The sequence below is a fragment of the Metabacillus sp. KH_069 genome, from assembly GCF_057838075.1.
The window spans coordinates 3,438,555-3,455,540 of sequence record NZ_CM174460.1; the positions used below are offsets into that span (position 1 = coordinate 3,438,555).

The 16,986-nt window shown below is 40.8% G+C and carries 18 protein-coding genes; 4 read left to right on the forward strand and 14 right to left on the reverse strand.

Going from position 1 to position 16,986, the window contains the following annotated elements; all coding sequences use genetic code 11:
* Nucleotides 1–106 precede the first annotated feature (106 nt).
* On the reverse strand, nt 107–607 hold the full coding sequence (locus tag AC3ISE_RS17300) for a hypothetical protein (RefSeq protein WP_489221928.1): 501 nt from the start codon (nt 605–607) through the stop codon (nt 107–109).
* A 139-nt stretch (nt 608–746) separates the two neighbouring features.
* Here AC3ISE_RS17300 and AC3ISE_RS17305 point away from each other — a divergent pair, with 139 nt between their 5' ends.
* Nucleotides 747–1,181 (forward strand): YtoQ family protein, encoded by a 435-nt coding sequence (locus AC3ISE_RS17305; RefSeq protein ID WP_489221929.1) that lies wholly within the window; start codon nt 747–749, stop codon nt 1,179–1,181.
* Nucleotides 1,182–1,192: 11 nt separating this feature from the next.
* On the opposite strand, the gene AC3ISE_RS17310 is transcribed toward AC3ISE_RS17305, so the two are convergent.
* Complete coding sequence (locus tag AC3ISE_RS17310) at nt 1,193–1,720, reverse strand: DUF84 family protein (RefSeq protein WP_489224369.1); 528 nt, start codon at nt 1,718–1,720, stop codon at nt 1,193–1,195.
* A gap of 91 nt (nt 1,721–1,811) precedes the next feature.
* Nucleotides 1,812–2,885, reverse strand: coding sequence for a M42 family metallopeptidase (locus AC3ISE_RS17315; protein ID WP_489221930.1), 1,074 nt, complete (start codon nt 2,883–2,885; stop codon nt 1,812–1,814).
* A gap of 319 nt (nt 2,886–3,204) precedes the next feature.
* Between AC3ISE_RS17315 and AC3ISE_RS17320 the strand changes: the two genes are divergently transcribed.
* Nucleotides 3,205–3,516: a PepSY domain-containing protein gene (locus tag AC3ISE_RS17320; RefSeq protein WP_489221931.1), complete on the forward strand. Its 312-nt coding sequence runs from the start codon at nt 3,205–3,207 to the stop codon at nt 3,514–3,516.
* 68 nt (nt 3,517–3,584) lie between these two features.
* On the opposite strand, the gene AC3ISE_RS17325 is transcribed toward AC3ISE_RS17320, so the two are convergent.
* The gene (locus AC3ISE_RS17325; protein ID WP_489221932.1) at nt 3,585–4,433 is read right to left on the reverse strand and encodes a YtnP family quorum-quenching lactonase; all 849 of its coding nucleotides are present in this window, start codon (nt 4,431–4,433) and stop codon (nt 3,585–3,587) included.
* A gap of 53 nt (nt 4,434–4,486) precedes the next feature.
* Nucleotides 4,487–5,131, reverse strand: a complete 645-nt coding sequence (gene trmB, locus AC3ISE_RS17330; protein WP_489221933.1) for a tRNA (guanosine(46)-N7)-methyltransferase TrmB — start codon at nt 5,129–5,131, stop codon at nt 4,487–4,489.
* A 566-nt stretch (nt 5,132–5,697) separates the two neighbouring features.
* On the opposite strand from trmB, the gene AC3ISE_RS17335 reads away from it, so the two are divergent.
* Nucleotides 5,698–5,976 carry a YtzH-like family protein gene (locus AC3ISE_RS17335; RefSeq protein ID WP_489221934.1) on the forward strand — a complete coding sequence of 93 codons (279 nt, stop codon included), beginning with the start codon at nt 5,698–5,700 and terminating at the stop codon, nt 5,974–5,976.
* Here AC3ISE_RS17335 and AC3ISE_RS17340 read toward each other — a convergent pair.
* The 7 genes from AC3ISE_RS17340 to thpR form a co-directional block, all read right to left on the reverse strand.
* On the reverse strand, nt 5,973–6,779 hold the full coding sequence (locus AC3ISE_RS17340; protein ID WP_489221935.1) for a phosphotransferase: 807 nt from the start codon (nt 6,777–6,779) through the stop codon (nt 5,973–5,975). The two genes, AC3ISE_RS17335 and AC3ISE_RS17340, sit on opposite strands and share 4 nt — an antisense overlap.
* Nucleotides 6,780–6,969: 190 nt before the next feature.
* Complete coding sequence (pulA, locus tag AC3ISE_RS17345) at nt 6,970–9,108, reverse strand: type I pullulanase (protein WP_489221936.1); 2,139 nt, start codon at nt 9,106–9,108, stop codon at nt 6,970–6,972.
* 71 nt (nt 9,109–9,179) lie between these two features.
* A complete protein-coding gene (locus tag AC3ISE_RS17350; RefSeq protein ID WP_489221937.1) occupies nt 9,180–10,100 on the reverse strand; it encodes a diacylglycerol/lipid kinase family protein in 921 nt (306 codons plus the stop codon).
* A gap of 126 nt (nt 10,101–10,226) precedes the next feature.
* Complete coding sequence (locus AC3ISE_RS17355; RefSeq protein WP_489221938.1) at nt 10,227–11,168, reverse strand: NERD domain-containing protein; 942 nt, start codon at nt 11,166–11,168, stop codon at nt 10,227–10,229.
* A 14-nt stretch (nt 11,169–11,182) separates the two neighbouring features.
* The gene (locus tag AC3ISE_RS17360; protein WP_489221939.1) at nt 11,183–11,872 is read right to left on the reverse strand and encodes an LrgB family protein; all 690 of its coding nucleotides are present in this window, start codon (nt 11,870–11,872) and stop codon (nt 11,183–11,185) included.
* Nucleotides 11,872–12,249: a CidA/LrgA family holin-like protein gene (locus tag AC3ISE_RS17365; RefSeq protein WP_489221940.1), complete on the reverse strand. Its 378-nt coding sequence runs from the start codon at nt 12,247–12,249 to the stop codon at nt 11,872–11,874. The genes AC3ISE_RS17360 and AC3ISE_RS17365 overlap by 1 nt, the downstream gene beginning before the upstream one ends.
* A 53-nt stretch (nt 12,250–12,302) precedes the next feature.
* Nucleotides 12,303–12,854, reverse strand: coding sequence for an RNA 2',3'-cyclic phosphodiesterase (gene thpR / locus AC3ISE_RS17370; RefSeq protein ID WP_489221941.1), 552 nt, complete (start codon nt 12,852–12,854; stop codon nt 12,303–12,305).
* A gap of 172 nt (nt 12,855–13,026) precedes the next feature.
* Here thpR and cysK point away from each other — a divergent pair, with 172 nt between their 5' ends.
* Nucleotides 13,027–13,959, forward strand: a complete 933-nt coding sequence (gene cysK, locus AC3ISE_RS17375; RefSeq protein WP_489221942.1) for a cysteine synthase A — start codon at nt 13,027–13,029, stop codon at nt 13,957–13,959.
* Nucleotides 13,960–14,186: 227 nt separating this feature from the next.
* Here the strand turns inward: cysK and AC3ISE_RS17380 are convergent, their stop codons facing one another.
* Nucleotides 14,187–15,365 carry an MFS transporter gene (locus AC3ISE_RS17380; protein WP_489221943.1) on the reverse strand — a complete coding sequence of 393 codons (1,179 nt, stop codon included), beginning with the start codon at nt 15,363–15,365 and terminating at the stop codon, nt 14,187–14,189.
* 192 nt (nt 15,366–15,557) lie between these two features.
* Nucleotides 15,558–16,952, reverse strand: coding sequence for a dipeptidase PepV (pepV, locus tag AC3ISE_RS17385; protein WP_489221944.1), 1,395 nt, complete (start codon nt 16,950–16,952; stop codon nt 15,558–15,560).
* Between the last annotated feature and the right edge of the window lie 34 nt (nt 16,953–16,986).

Below are 16,986 nucleotides of genomic sequence, written 5' to 3' on the forward strand. Positions count from 1 at the left end.
GTGCATTCATCCATTCGCATCATACCAAAAGAAGCACTTGGTTACCAATAGTTTTGCCTGTATAAAAGAAAAAGCCCCTTTGAGTCCAAAGGAGACTTCTCTTTTTTTAATAGGTAACAGAAGACACAATTCCCATCATTTGTTCAGCTGTATCTGCAACATTGCGTCCGTTTGTTTGCGTTGTCATTTTAACTCCGCCTATTCCGGCAGAAACCTCATACTCATCGTCTTCCAGTTTATCGACGAGAACGTATCCGAATCTTCCATTATCCTTAAAGGTTTCTTCTACTATTGGATCTTTGTATTGCTCAAGCAGAGAATCGTAAAAAACGGTACTGTCCTCTTTTTCTTTATCATTAACAAATAAAATATATTGGTCATCATCACGTTTGAAAATCAAATTATTATTTTTGGCAGATTCAACTTTATAGCCTTCAGGCAAATGATAGTGAAAAGTGCCGCTTTCTTCATTGGCAGCAGCCGGCTTGCTTGTAAAAGTCTTTTTTGTCTGATCTATCGTTGCAGTTTGCATTTCTTCTTCATTCATTGAACAGGCTAATAAGGAAAAAAGAGAAGCAAAGATGATGCCTGCTAGAATTTTCTTCAAGAAAAACCCTCCTTATTCAATAGGAAAATAGGACCCTTTTCTATAATAACCCTTTCATTTTAGAATTGACAAGAGAGCTTTGTTTTATGAAAAGAAAAAAAGGGTAAATAAATTTTTAAAAAAGAGGTGTACTTTTGGAATGAAGCTGTATGTTTACTTAGCTGGAGAAATACATAGTAATTGGAGAAATGAAGTTAAAGAGAAGACGGTGAATCTCCCAATCATTTTTACAGGACCAATGGAAAACCATGATAGATCTGATCTGATTGGAGAAGAAATACTGGGCACCCAACCCAATGCTATTTTCAGAGACGAAGCTGCATCAAGAATTAATAATTTCAGATCGAAAATTTTGATGGAGAAAGCAGATATTGTGATTGCTTTATTTGGAGAAAAATATAAACAGTGGAATACTGCAATGGATGCAAGCAGTGCATTGTCGAACAAAAAACCGTTAATTATCATTCGGCCTGAGAATCTGCACCACCCCCTCAAAGAGCTTTCTTCTAAAGCCGATGTCACGGTAGAAACAATTGATCAGGCAATTGCAGTCTTATCCTATCTGTTTGAATAAGAGCAGCGGCTTTATTTGCCGCCGCTCTTATTTTGCATGTAAAAATATTGTCCGAATAAGAGTTTTGAAATATGAGTAAACATTTCTGTCCGGTTCACCATGCCATTTGTGAAAATTCCAATGGCTCCTTCATTCTGACTTACATTAAATTGATTCGCATATTCATCCATAACGATGCCAAGCTCAACACCCGATTTCACTTTCCTGCCAATATCATCGGGGAGTATGATCCTCGCGCCGCCTGCAATTATTGGCGCAAAGCCAGCTCCTGTTAAAGCACCCCAGTTGCATAAATAAAAACCTTGACTGGTTTCAATTATGCCCCCTTCAAGACCTATGCCAAGATCAGCAAGCTCCATCTCTCTCGCTTTGTCCGCCCTGTTAATGGCCCCCTGTATGGTTTCTTCATCTGAAAACGGCTGATCAGATACTCCGGATGGGACTTTTAAGCTTTGGAATGTAATATGCTCATAATTAGATAGAGCTGCTTTTACCGCATTTACTTTTGCAGGGTTTAAAGTTCCAATTGCTGTTTTCATCATTGTTTCTCCTTATACATCTATAGGCAAAATTTTATACTCCTTATCTTTAAAAAAGGGAAACCACAGCAGTGATTTCCTCTTCTTTCCTTTATGAATTTTGCTTAATTGTATCTAATGTCGTTTGATCACAAGCTTTTACAAGAGTGACGATTAATTCTTTTGCTGCAGCATAATCGTCAATATGGACAATTGAAGCTGCCGTATGAATATAACGCGAGCAGATGCCAATAACTGCTGAAGGAACACCGTCATTTGAAGTATGAACACGTCCTGCATCTGTTCCGCCTTGCGACACGAAATACTGATATGGGATATTGCCCGATTCTGCTGTGTCTAAAACAAATTCCCGCATTCCTCTATGTGTCACCATTGTCCGGTCTAAAATGCGGAGCAGCGCGCCTTTGCCAAGCTGGCCAAATTCATGCTTTGCTCCGCTCATATCATTTGCAGGGCTCGCATCAAGAGCAAAGAACAAATCAGGCTGAATCATATTGGCAGCAGTTTGTGCTCCTCTAAGCCCTACCTCTTCCTGTACAGTTGCTCCTGAATAAAGAGTGTTTGGAAGCGTTTCGTTCTTCAGCTCTTTTAACAGCTCAATGGACAATCCGCAGCCATAGCGGTTATCCCAGGCCTTAGCCATAATCTTTTTAGGGTTTGCCATTGGAGTAAAAGGACAAACAGGAAGAATTTGCTGACCTGGCTTAATTCCAAGCTCTGCTGCATTTTCTTCTGAATCTGCTCCAATATCAATTAGCATATTTTTTATCTGCATTGGTTTGTTGCGCTGATCCTCACTTAATAAATGGGGAGGAATCGATCCGATGACGCCGGGAATTGGTCCTTGATCTGTTATGATCTCAACGCGCTGTGCAAGCAGCACCTGACTCCACCAGCCGCCTAGCGTCTGAAATCTTACCATTCCGTTTTTCGTGACACCCGTTACCATGAACCCAACTTCATCCATGTGCCCTGCAACCATAATCTTGGGACCTTCTGAATGACCGCGCTTCACTCCGAAAATACTTCCTAAACGGTCTTGAACTATCTCATCTGAGTACTTGCTGAGCTCAGAACGCATGAATTTACGCACCGCATGCTCATTTCCCGGTGCACCCGGAAGTTCCGTTAATGTTTTAAAAAGCTCTAACGTCTCTTGGTTCATCCATCATATCCCCTTTACGTATGTATTCTTTTATTTTACAGAAAGTTATCGTTTCGTGCTACTAAAGAAAAGCACAGCACCTCATAGAAACTGAAAGAAGATAAAAATTCTGTGAAAATTGGCCTTCTTTGTTTCATTTCCATATGTTGATTCTCCATTAAATTAGCTGAAAACTGTATCTTTCATTCTGATTTTCCAGCTGAATGGCAGCTTTATTTAACCGTCCATCTTTAGATTCAGCCTTAAGCTCAATTCACTTAACAACCATGCAGATCTTCGGTATACTTAAATCAAAGTGTAAAGGATGGAGGAGATCGTGATGAATTGCAGAAAAGCATTCATTGGTATTGGAATAGGCCTGGCTGCTGCATACATATTCAAGGATCAATTAAAGCCGGCATATATTTCTTCTGAAAAAGCTCTTGCAGTTGTGAAAAATGCATTTAAGGAAAAGGGGCCAATCAATGGATCATGGATCTATACAGTCCGCGAGTCCTATATCGATTCTGGTGAGACGTACAGTATTTATAAAGCAGGCATTACCAGAACAGCTGACTCGGAGCTCGAACAATACGAAGCTTTTGTGGATGCAAAAAGCGGAAATATCCTTCACGTAGAACAAATTGCTTAAAGATAAAGAAAAAAACTTGATTAAAAAATGCATAATGGCATGGAGACACTGCTCTCCATGCCATTTTTTTATTCTGGTCGAATTCTCTCAACTTTATCGATCATTTCTCTTTTTTCATTGAATTTGATTGCGCGGTAAAAGGCGTCATGATAAAAAGACAGCCAAGTCTGTTTTTCGACCGCATACCCCAGCCATTTTTGCTTCTGCTGAATCGAGTTCATTGGATAGTCATCGTATGCCAGCACCCATAAAGGATTGGTGTGGGCATGTGTAGGCATGAGATCTGCCATATGGAGAAGTATTTCTCCATTATCCTCTATTTTGATTATACTGTGACCATCACTGTGGCCACCCGTGTGAATGATTTCTATGCCCGGCACCGGTTCTGTTTTCTCTTCAAAAGGAACGACCTGTTTTTCGATGGCAAGCCAATTTTCCTTCCAGTATGTATTAGCGGACCTGATATTAGGCTCTCTCATTTCATTCCATTCGGTAGAAGACGTGATAATTTTTGCACATGGAAATACGGATACAAGTTCATCATTTACGAGCTTGGTCAGACCGGAAACGTGATCGAAATGCAAATGCGTCATAAGAACATAATCAATATCTTCAGCGTTCAATCCCATCTCATTTAATGAAGCGATTACATTTGATTCAGCCGTTACACCAAAATTCCGCTTTTGCTTATCGGTAAGTCTTCCTGAACCAATACCGCTGTCAATCAGCAAATTGATGCCCTCTTTTTGAACAAGGATTGGATCCGTGCGAAGCTCAATCTGATTCAGTTCATTAACAGGATATTTTTTTGACCATAGCGGTTTAGGAACGACCCCGAACATTGCGCCTCCATCAAGATAAGTTACCCCGCCGTCAAGCCATGTTAACGTTGTTTGACCTATTTTTAAAGTTTCCATATTATCCCCTCCAATTCAATCATAACAAAAAAACCCGCGTCCGTGGACATGGGTTACTTTTTTAAAAATTTCACTTCAGAGCGATAGATTCTTTGCCCTTTTTGTGAAAATTTCTCTTCATATTCTGTCATGATGTTGCCTTCATATTCGCTTTTGTGCAAATCCAGGCTTACGTAAGTTAAAAGCAGTCCATAGGATGAGAAGCTTTGAAGCGAATACTCGAACAGCCCCTGATTATCTGTTTTAAAGTGAATTTCACCTTCATCAACCAAGATATCTTCATACCTTTTAAGAAATGTTTTAAAAGTTAATCTGCGTTTTTCATGTCTCGTTTTCGGCCACGGATCAGAGAAATTCAAATACACTCTCTCAATTTCATCTTTGGCAAAAATGTCAGTCAGATCTTCTGCATTCTCATTTAGGAGCAGAATGTTTGTTCGTTCTGCGTCCACAGCTCTTTGAAGAGCCCCAACAATGACACTTTCAGACAATTCTATGCCAATATAATTAATGTTTGGATTAGCGCCAGCCATTCCAACCACAAATTGCCCTTTTCCTGTCCCAACCTCAATATGAATCGGATTATTATTCCCAAAGAGTTCATTCCATTTTCCTTTATACTCTTTAGGATTTTGTATCACAATATTTGAATGCCCGGCAATGAAATCATTGGCCCAGGGCTTATTACGCAATCGCATGAAGCACACCTCTATCGATTTAATGTCGCCATAAAAGATATCATGAATTAGAAGGGTGTGCAAGAGGAATTCCATGTAAAAATGTCGTATTTTCTTGAAGGTTTATGATTGTCTATCAGGCTTCTATCGGAATGAATCAAAGTTCTATCAGTGAAAATCAAGTTTCTGTCAGTATAAATCAGGATTTAAATCGGTTTCCATAGCTTTGAATCACTTCAATGTCAGACTGAATTCAAGTTTATTTCTCTTCGTAAAAGGCTCTTTTCCTAAATATTGTTGCTATTACACGAAATGTTAAAAACATGAGTGGATTGAAGCGGAAGGAACTTTCTCCTGCGGGAAATAGAGCAAAATGAGAGACCCCAGAGGCAAAGCCGAGGAGCCTCCCATGCTCCCCGCGGAAAGCAAGTTCCTCTCGCTGCAAGAAACGGACAACTTTATTATGAAAAACAACAATCTATGCGAAAAAAAGACCAGGCCCCACTGGAACTGGTCTTTTTTTACGAAGAATGAAATGGCTGCTTCCTGCACAAATTAAGACAAGAATCTGTAAAGGAGTGTTTGCCGTGCCGCTAGGATATCAGCATCAAGTTGAATTATTAAAGGATATATTGACTGAACATCAAAGTGACTGCTGCGGAACAGTTGCAGAATGTGAACAGCTGGAGCGTGTCATCAAATCTCTGATGGTGAATTCAAACATTCATCAGGATTTAAAAAACATCCTGCAAAATATTTATTCGTACAGTCAGGACGGAAAAAATTCTTCAGAACTGAATTCCTATATAACATCTCAGCAAAATGTTCTTACACAATGGATTGATGATATTGATTCATTTTCTTAATTTAACTTGGAAATCATTTGCCGAAGGTAGTTATGCCACTCATTTGTTTCCTTTTCGTTGTGTTTCGCCCGATACCATAAGGTATAGGTAATCGTTTGCGCAAGCACATACCAGTACATTCTTGCACGAAGCTGATCGGTCATTTTGAGGCCATAAGTGGACAGCCAGCTTTCCCAGTCTTTTTCGTCTATGTACCAGTATAAAAGCATGCCGATATCGATTGCAGGGTCAGCAATTAAAGCCCCGTCCCAGTCAATCAGATATAGCTGTTCATCGTTGGACAGCAGCCAATTATTATGATTCACATCACAATGACAGACCACTTTATCTTCGCAGTCCACATAAGGGAGATTGGACTCAAGATAATGAAGCGCCTGTATGACTTCTGGGAGATAAAAGTTTTCAAACTCAACCGTTTGCTTTAAATCCTCTAAAATAATTGAAGGAGTAAGCGGTTGCTTTCCCAGACGTTTCAGCATATCCAGCAGCTCTTTAGAATGATGGATTTTATGCAGCAGTTCCGCAACATTTTCGCCATTCATATCGTTTGGCTTCAGTTCACGGCCGCTTAGCCAATGCTGTGCTGTTATCACATCGCCATTTTCCAGCCTTTTTGTCCATACCAGCTTAGGAACAATTCCTTCAGCAGACAGAACGGCCAAGAATGGAGAACTATTTCGTTTTAAGAACAATTTTTGCCCTTCTCGCTGTGCAAAATATGCATCGCCTGTTGCTCCGCCAGCAGGAGATAGCTCCCACTCGCTTCCTAGTAGTTGTTCCAACCAGTTCACCTTCAATTTCAACCCAACATTTCATTTATAAGTTTGGAATAGGGAAAGCAAACGGCAGTTTACAGCCTGTTTGCTTCACCTTCTATTTTTCATTAAGTCAATTAAAAAAGACAGCTAATCAAAGATAAAGAATCAGGTACCGATAGCTATCCTTTTAAATTTTATCGTTTCTAAGCAATTTTAGTCAAGAAAAACCGAAAACCTACTTTTGGAATAAGACAAAAGTCCCTATCTCTTTCACCTCAAATGATTCACTTACAAGCTTGGCTGAGTTTCCTTCAATCTGATTGATATATGGACCTGAAGCAAGCTCCCATTGACATCCGCCTGGCAAAGAAATAACCTTTCCATTTTTATGGCAGCAATGAATGACCGCAATTCTGCTCCATGGCCCATATGAACCTACATCGTTTAAGCAGTATGCGTAAATGCCATCCTCATTCATAAAAATCTGGTAATGCCTGCTTATTTCCTCTGAGGAATTAAATCTGAATGCACCATGAGATTTTCGCAGAGAAATAAGGTGCTGAATGTATTTGATATCTTCTGAGTGATGCTCTCTTTCATTCCAGTCCAGCTGATTGATCTTGTCAGGCGAGTTATAGCTGTTTTCCACACCCTGCTTTGTGCGGTAAAACTCTTGGCCGCTATGAAGAAATGGAATGCCCTGTGCAAGAATGACCATGCCCGCAGCAAGCTTCTGCCTCAGCCGTTTATCTTCAATCGGATCATTCGGAAGACACAAATTCATTTTATCCCATAGTGTATGGTTATCATGTGATTCTACATAATTGATTGATTGAGCGGGAGTCTGAAAATGGGCAATCGAACCGCTCATGATTTTTGCCAGCATTTCCGGATTTCCAGTATGGCCCAGAATGAATCCCCTGTCCAGCACTTCAAAAGTGCTTCCTTTAATGTTGTCTCTGAACTGATCGTTAAAAAATGCGATACCAGGCATTTTTGCGGCATTTGCAATAATCGCTTTTTTTTCAAATGCAAGCGGGGTAAGCAAATCCCAGCCCTCTCCTAAAATAAGAATATCAGGCTTTAACCGCTTACAAACTTCGTTCACCATGTTCATAGTATCAATATCCAAAATCCCCATTAAATCAAAGCGAAAACCGTCTACATCGTATTCCTTCAGCCAAAAAGTGATAGAATCCACAATAAACTTTCCGGCCATTTTCATTTCTGACGCAAAATCATTGCCTACTCCAGTTCCGTTGGAAGGGAGTCCATTATGGTCATGCCGAAAATAATATCCCGGTACAATCTTCTCAAATGATGAGTTTTCCCTGATGTAAACATGATTGTAAACCACATCCATTATGACTCGTATACCATTTGCATGGATAGATTGAATGGCCGTCTTCAACTCCCTGATTCTTGAATAAGGATCTTCCGGATCAGATGAGTAGCTGCCTTCAGGCGCATTAAAATGGATGGGGTTGTAGCCCCAATTATAATGCTCCAAAACATTCTGCTCATTAACTCCTTCGAAATCATTGAAAGGGAGCAATTCCAAATGAGTTATGCCAAGTTCCTTCAAATAAGAAATGCCTGAAGTCATTCCCATTCGAGTTTTTGTATCAGCTTCTGTGAATGCTGCATATTTTCCTTTATGGCTGTTTCCGCTGTTTGGGTGGATAGTAAAATCACGTATATGCGCTTCATAAATAATGGCATCTGTTAATTGGCCAAGCGGGGCGGGTGTATATTTCTCAACCGCTGTCCGGTCAAAATCTGCGATGACCCCGTAAACGCCATTCATGGATACCGCTTTTGCATAGGGATCAACCGCTTCATTCCAGATTAAATTCACACACACAAGATACGTGTAGAAAACACTGTCAAAATTGCCTTTCAGTTCGATCGTCCAAACGCCCTTGTCCTCGCGCTTCAGCGGAAGAGTTTCCTCGCGCTGTTCGCTTGGAAACAGCAATTTCACCTGAACATCCGTCGCTGTAGGAGCCCAAAGTTTCAGTGTGACAGAATCTTTGCTGAAACGCACTCCAAGGTCATCACCGTTATAATAAAAATGTTCATCAAAAGCAGCCGTCCGAATAACTGCACCTATTTGCAGATCTGTTTTATTATCCTGTTCATCACATACTTCAAACAATTTTCCAAAAGGCTTTATGGATGAATCCAGTCTGCATTGATATTTAACTCTGTTTTCTATATCCTGCTGCCGCTCGCATTGAAGCTTCAGCCGGGTTTCGCCGTCCAGAAGAAAAAATGTCTTATTGTCTGAGGCCTGCATCTCTTTTGGGATAAGGATTGTAATTAAGTTCATTTCATCAAGGTATGCATGATATAAACGTTGTACCGATAACATTTTAGTCACCTGCCTGCAAAAGTTGTTTCATCACATCAGTATACCCATAGTGAAACAACTTGATATTAGAGTTACGTATAATACTTTATGCTTTTAGGTCTCAATGTGACTGTGACCGGTGTTTCGCCTATGTATTCTCCGTCAGCATGAATCATGAGCGGAGCAGCTCCTGCAATTTTTATTTTCCTCGCCGTAAACGTATGAACTTCTTTTAAACGTGTGTGCTTTCCTGCAAAAACCAGACCAAAGAGCAGCATCAGCTTTAATCTTGATAAATTATGCACAACGATGAGATTAAGTACACCGTCATCTGGTTTTGCAGCTGGGGAAATTTTCATTCCTCCCCCATAAAAGGGGTGATTGCTGACTGCAGCAAGCCAGACATTTTCAAATACATAATCTGTGTCATCAACAGTCAAAGTTACGGCACTTGGCTTGTAACTAAAAAGCCCTTTCAGCAGGGCAGCTATATAAATAAAAGAACCTGCCTGGAATTTATTCAGCCATTTCTTTAATTCCATTTCGTTTGAAAGCTTTGCAACATACGCATCAAATCCTGCGCCCATGCTGTTTACAAAGAAACGGTTCATCTGCCCTGTGTGATATTGACCAAGGTCAAAGCTTTTCACTTGCCTTTGCAGCCTGCGAAAAATCGATGACGGATCTTTAGAAGAAAGGTTGTACCCTCGCTTAAAGTCATTTCCGGATCCGGCTGGAATAAATCCGATTTGCACAGAATGAAATTCACTCAGCCCATTTACGATTTCATGGATCGTCCCGTCTCCGCCAATTCCAATAACTGTCTTCAGATGATAATCCTGAATCGTCGCGATTTGCCTGGCCAGTATCTCAGCATGACCTGAATATTCAGTTAAAAAAGAACGATAGTCTGCATGATTCCGTTCAAGTTCAGCTTTTACCTTTTTCCAAACACGTAATGATCTGCCATTCCCGGCAAGAGGGTTAATGATAAAGTATATGCTGTTTTTCATTCTTAGCTCCATTATCTTCAATAATTCCATGAATATCTCATTAGATATTCCCAGTCTAGTAAAATTATAGCTTTTTTTGGTGAAACTGTATGTATGAAACGATAAAAAAATACGCCTAAAGGCGCATTAATCGTTTCTCCGGAAAGAGTCAATCAAGCATTGAGACAAAAGAATCTCAGCAGCTTTCAGCTGATCATGCTTAATCGGAGTTGAAGAATCTCTGTAAATTTGAAACCATTGATTGAAATTCCGTTTGTCTGCAATTGTTACGTCGTATGGCGCCTGGGGAAACTCAATGAACCCATTTTTGCAAATCAGCACCTTTTTTATTTCAAGTTTGATATTTCTTTCTCTGAGTAATTGCTTCACGATTGTTCCAGTCCGATTCAGACTGATTAAGGGAGAAAGCTGTTTTTTTTCATGATTTCCCGGATTCACTGTCCAGAAGCGTTCAGATGAACCTTCAAAAACATCGTGCTGTTCTCCTTCTAAATAATGTATACAAACGATTTCTCCCGGGCTTATTAAAATCGGGTCAAGCGCAATGGATGTATTCTTCATTTTGAAAACAGGATGATACATGATAAGATGCTGATCCGGCAATTTCTGAAGAAGTTCATGCAGCCTTTCATCTTCGCAGAATGATGCATCTGCATAAGATTTTTCACGAATGGTAGACGTTGCCCACTTCATTTGGAATTGAAAGATGTGATTCATAAATTTGACTTTCAACTCTTCCATAGACCGGGGAACAGAGTGAAAGATCAATTCCATTGTATCTGTTTGCTGATCAGCAGCCGGAATGGTCAAATCGTAAGACAGTGTTTCTTCTTTCTTCCCAAATTTATTTCTCACCCTGCTTAGAAAATTCTCATTTCCCTCTATTCCTCCTGCCTCATCCATTGTCTCCGATTCGCGGCTTATAAAATGCTGAAACTCGTTATTTTCGTATGCAAGCTTGATCATTTGCCATTGCTGTTTTTTTAAGCGCAGAAATTGGCTTTGGTAGCGGTATATATCCATTTCATAGCGCGATATGCAAGAATGGATCTTGATTAATTGAGCCAACTTTTTTCAACTCCTCAAAGCATATTTAAAATAAATGGTGCGAGCAGCGGGCAAATAATCGCTGTAAAAATGGCACATAAAGTCATTGAAATCGAGCTGATGGCACCTTCAAGCTCACCCAGTTCCAGTGCTCTGGCCGTCCCTGTTCCATGTGATGCAGCACCAAGTCCAATTCCTTTTGCTACTGGATGATGAATGCCAAAAAGCTGCAGCAAAGATGGCCCAAACATGGCACCAGAGACCCCTGCAATGACTACATAAATGGCAGCAAGCGCCGGTATACCTCCCATCATGTCTGCAATATCCATTGCAATCGGATTTGTGACTGATTTTGGTGCAAGAGATAATATCAGCTCTTCATCCACATGAAAAACCCCCGCAAGAAGCGTTCCGCTGCCAATGCCAATGATGCTTCCGGCAAAAACACTTGCAACAATCGTAAGAGCATATTTTTTCAGAATCCGGCGGCTTTCATATAAAGGATAGGCCAAAGCCACAACCGCAGGACCAAGCAGCCCGTCAATCCAGATGCCGCCTTTCATGTACTCTGCATAATCCGTTCCGCTTCCCAATAAAAGAAGAATGATAATAAAAGTGCATGTAGCTATAGGTACAAGAAAAGGAAGCGGATACTTCTTATAGAGCTGCCTCATGGCTGCATAAACAACAATCGTTAAAGCTATGTACAGTACTGCTAAAAACATTAGACTTCTCCTCTTTTTTCGGACACTTTTGAATTCATAAGCCTTTGACCGATGGCAGCGGACGAAATCATAACAAGGGCCGTACTGAATAGAGCGACAAGCGCACTGATGATTCCTTTTCCGCTGAACAAATTAAAATGATCGATTAAACCGACCGTCGCCGGTATAAAAAGCAGGGATAAATGACTTAACAGCATAGAACTTCCTGCTTTTAAAAGCGGCAGCCTGATGATCTTTAAAGAAAGGCAGAAAAACAGAAGAAACATGCCGATGATACTTCCTGGCATAGACAGCTGCAACATCTGCTGTATATAGATTCCAGCCAGGTAAAAAAAATATAAACAAGCAATTTGAATTAAAATTTTTATCCATTTCATAGTTATCCCTGCTTTGCATTTGTTGGTACACAGGATGACAGGCAAACCTTTTTTCAGCGCAGCATCACGTTGTGTATAGAATGATATTTAGGCACTTCATCCAGCTTTGTCTTGAAAAGATCCACAGCAGTCACTTTAAAGCTCAGCTTTTCAGGTGAAGGAATGAGCTGCTCTAAAAAATCTTTTTCTGAGATCCATTTCCTTGCCACTGTAATATGAGGAGCAAACGGACGCTCGTCCAGTTTAAAATCAGCATCCTGACATATCTGATAAACCTTGCTGCGAAGCTCTGCGAGTTTTTCAGATTCCTCTATTCCCAGCCAGAAAATCCTTGGAGACTGCGGTCTCCCGAATGTCTGGAATTCAGTTATCTGCAGATCAAAGGAATGATAGCTGGCAAGGTTTTTCTCAAGAACCTGCTTCACCTGATTTAATTGATTTTCAGATGATGGATGGCCTAAAAAGGCCAGTGTAAGATGATAATCAAGCGGGTGGACCCAAGATTTAAACAGTTTTTCTTCCCTTAAAAGGGACGTTTGATCATAAATAGATTTTGCTGCTGCTTCCTGAAGTGAAATACCTATAAAAAAATGTGTCATTGTCATTTTTTAAGACTCCTGTTCTTAATTTTTTTCAGAAGTGTCTTATTATAGCCAAGAGCGCAAAAATTACTTTAGTTTTCATTTTATCAAAGATACAGGCAAGAATATAATCAAGCGCTTTGGATGGCTGCTGAAAAAATATATGCTATCATATCAAATAAAGGAGCTGAGAGAAATGCGTGTAGTTGAAAATATAGCCGATTTAATTGGCAACACTCCCTTATTAAAATTAAATCGGCTGAACCCTGAAAACGGGGCGGACGTCTATTTGAAGCTTGAGTTTTTCAATCCGAGCGGAAGTGTAAAGGACAGAGCCGCGTTAAATATGATCATTGAGGCTGAAAAACAAGGCCTATTAAATAAGAACTCCACGATTATTGAGCCGACTTCAGGCAATACCGGCATTGGGCTTGCAATGAACGCCGCTGCGAGAGGCTATAAAGCCATTCTCGTTATGCCCGACACGATGACCCAGGAACGAATTAATCTATTAAAAGCTTATGGCGCTAAAGTAGTACTGACTCCAGGCGATGAGAAAATGCCGGGTGCCATCAATAAAGCGAACGAACTGGCAAAAGAAATCCCGGACAGCTTTGTTCCAATGCAGTTTGATAACGAAGCAAATTCAGATGCCCATCGCAAATCCACAGCGCCTGAAATCATTTCTGCAATGGATAAGCTTGGAAAAAAACTGTCTGCATTTGTGGCAACTGCGGGAACAGGCGGAACCATTACAGGAACTGGCGAAAAGCTGAAAGAGCATTATCCTGATTTGACAGTTCACGTTGTTGAGCCAGCAGGGTCTCCTGTCCTGTCGGGCGGAAAACCCGGCAAGCATAAGCTTGTAGGCACCAGTCCCGGATTCATCCCTGAAATTCTGAATCAAAGCGTTTATGATGAAATTTTTAAAATTAAAGATGATCAGGCTTACGACATTACACGCCGCCTTGCCGCAGAAGAAGGCATATTGGTCGGCCCTTCATCAGGCGCTGCCTGTTTTGCTGCGCTGGAAGTAGCAAAACGTCTCACTCCTGATGATGTTGTCGTGTGCATCGCCTGCGACACAGGCGAGCGCTATTTATCAAGTGATTTATTTCTTCAGGAATAACGAAAAGCGGAATCGCCCGTTTAGCTCCGACAGACAGATAAGAATTCACCCGAAAAGTCCGGGTTTGACTTTTTGGGGGAATTTGTTCTGGCCGAGGAGCTGGGCGATGGAGCTAGACAATCCGAAAAGCGGAATCGCTTGGTTAGCTCCGATAGACAGAAAAGAACCCTGTCCGCAGCCTTTTGACTTTTATTATTACCTAAGCAACAGAAAGAGCTGCCCGGAACTTAAACCGGAGCAGCTTTTCTCATTCTTATATTCATGATAGCTAAAACAAGTAACGCGATGGACGAGAGGATTCCAAAAAACAAATACACATATAGAATAGAAAAACCCTCTAAGATCAACCCTCCGAAAAAGGTGCAAAACCAGTTTCCGAGACCGTTTCCTACAGATGAATAAAGGGAAATGGCTGTCGCCCCAACAGAAATCGGCGCAAGATCTCTCACATACTGAAGGGCCGCCGGAATAAATAAGCCTACAGAAAATCCTTGAGCGATGGTCGTCACATAAACGACTCCAAGCGGAGGCTCGGTAAAATACAGAAACCATCTGATGCTTGAAATAAAAGTTGCCATCATGAGAATGTTCATCATCCCAAGTCTGCTGATCCAGCTGCTGGCGAATTTCATAAAAGGCGCTTCACTGCCTGCTGCAAGAAGAAATGCTATGCCAATTCCAGTCAGTCCCCCGCCAAGCTCCGCCACAAAAATACCAAAGTAAATATTGTTCGCTAAGATCGGTCCGAGCACCAGAAAAGCAACGAATAAAAATAAAAAATACCTTGGAACATTCGCAAGCTCCTTTATTCCTTCCCTGATGCTGATTTGCATCGTTTTATTTTCATTAGGAAGCTGATAGGCGAAAAACACTGCAATAAATAAAATAAGGGCAAACGCATAGAAAATCATACTTAATGAAAAAAGCTCGGAAAGCTGTCCTACAGCCATTACAGCAACCGCAAATCCAACCGCTCCCCACAGCCTGATCGAACCGTACTCCGTTTTCGTTTTTTGAACGTAATTCATTGAGATGCTGTCTGATAAGGGAATCAGCGCACTCTGTACAATCGCAAGGAGAGAAGCGATGGCGATCATCCACATATATGTATCAATCATTGAAAAAACAAGTCCAAAAACCCCTGCAAGCGTCAGTGCAATTGTTAATAAAACAGTTGGTTTTTGCGTCATGTCACTCAAAATACCCCATAAAGGCTGAATTAAAATCATGACTACAGGACTGATGCTCATGATCATGCCAATCTGACTTCCAGAAAGCCCGGCACTGTCTTTAAGGTAAACCGGCAGCAGCGGAAACAGCGAACCGAAAGCAAAAAACACTAAAAAATAAAAAGAATAAAAATGAACTCTAGTTGTACGATGCTCTCTTTGCAATGAATATTCCAAAACAGCAGCCTTCTTTCTTTAATGTTCCTTCTTCATTTCAACAATAAAACCAGATCACAATACATAACCCTAATTAATAAATCGGGAATTCCTTTAAAAGGCTGAACTCCCAGAAAAACCGCCCTCCAGTAACAGAGAGCGGCCAAAAAGCTTCTTCAATCATCCTACCACAACAGGATGGATTCGTTAACATTATTTTGCCAATTCATAAATGGCTTGTGCATAAATGGCAGTAGCTTTAAGCAAATCGTCAATGATGACATATTCATCTTTTTGATGAGCGACATCAGGTCTTCCCGGGAACATCGGTCCAAATGCCACACCAGCCTTCAGAGAACGGGCATAGGTTCCGCCTCCAATTGCAATTAGTTCAGCACGATCTCCTGTCTGTTCCTCATATACTTTTTTCAGTGTTTGAATCAATTCATGTTCAGCATCGACATAATGAGGCTTTGAATCACTAAAAGCTGCCAGCTGAAACTCGCTGATTGATTTAAGCCCTTCAGAAATTCTTTCAACATCACCTGTTACAGGATAGCGGATATTCACACCAAGCTCACCTGATTTTTCACTGTCGAATGAAATGATGCCAAGATTAACAGTCAGCGGACCGCTCACCTCATCTTCAAATTGAATGCCAAGCTTCTCACCGCTCGTATCATTGCTGAAGAAGGCAACAATCTGTCTGATAAATCCTTTTCCATTATGGTCCAATTCTTCATCTGCAAGGAAGAGAGAGAGCAGAAGTCCCGCATTCTTGCCCGTGTGCGGCAAGCTCCCATGCGCAGAAACACCCTCAGCTTTAAGGGTAAGCACTCCATTTTCTTCAGAAGCGCTGCCTGTAATATCATATTGATTTAAGTACTTGTTATATTTATCTTTAAGCCCCTTTGAATCCACTGACTGAATAAGAGCTTCTGCATGATCCGGAACCATATTGAAGCGCCTTCCTGATTGAAAAGAAAGAAGTTTTGTTCCGGCTTTGCTGCTTAATGTTTTATCAAAAAAGTATGTAAGCTTTGCATCGATAATTCCTTTTTCAGCATTAATAATCGGAAAATCCGCATCAGGTGCAAAGCCGAGTGCAGGCATTTCCTCATGTTTAAAATAGTGATCAACACATCCCCAGTCACTTTCTTCATCTGTTCCAAGAATCATGCGGACTCTTTTATTCAATGGAAGTCCAAGGTCTTTTACAATCTTCATCGCATAATAAGCTGCCATCGTCGGTCCCTTATCATCAATGGCTCCGCGCGCAAAGATTTTACCGTCTCTTATTTCCGCCCCAAAAGGATCGCTGCTCCATCCGTCACCTTCGGGCACAACATCGACGTGACACAGAATGCCAACGATCTCATCCCCTTGTCCCATTTCCAGGTGCCCTGCATAGCCTTCGAGATTCTTAGAAATAAATCCGTCTTTTTCTCCTTTTTTAAGCATGTGAGTCAAAGCTTCATTAATTCCCTTTCCAAATGGAGCTCCTTCCTTGACTGTTTTTTTATCAAGCAAACTTTTAATGCGCAAAAATTCTTGAGTGTCTTTAATAAAATCTTCTTTTCTGCTTAAAACTTCCTGCATCCAATCCATTTTCAAAACCCCTTTTCATATTTATTTCAATAGG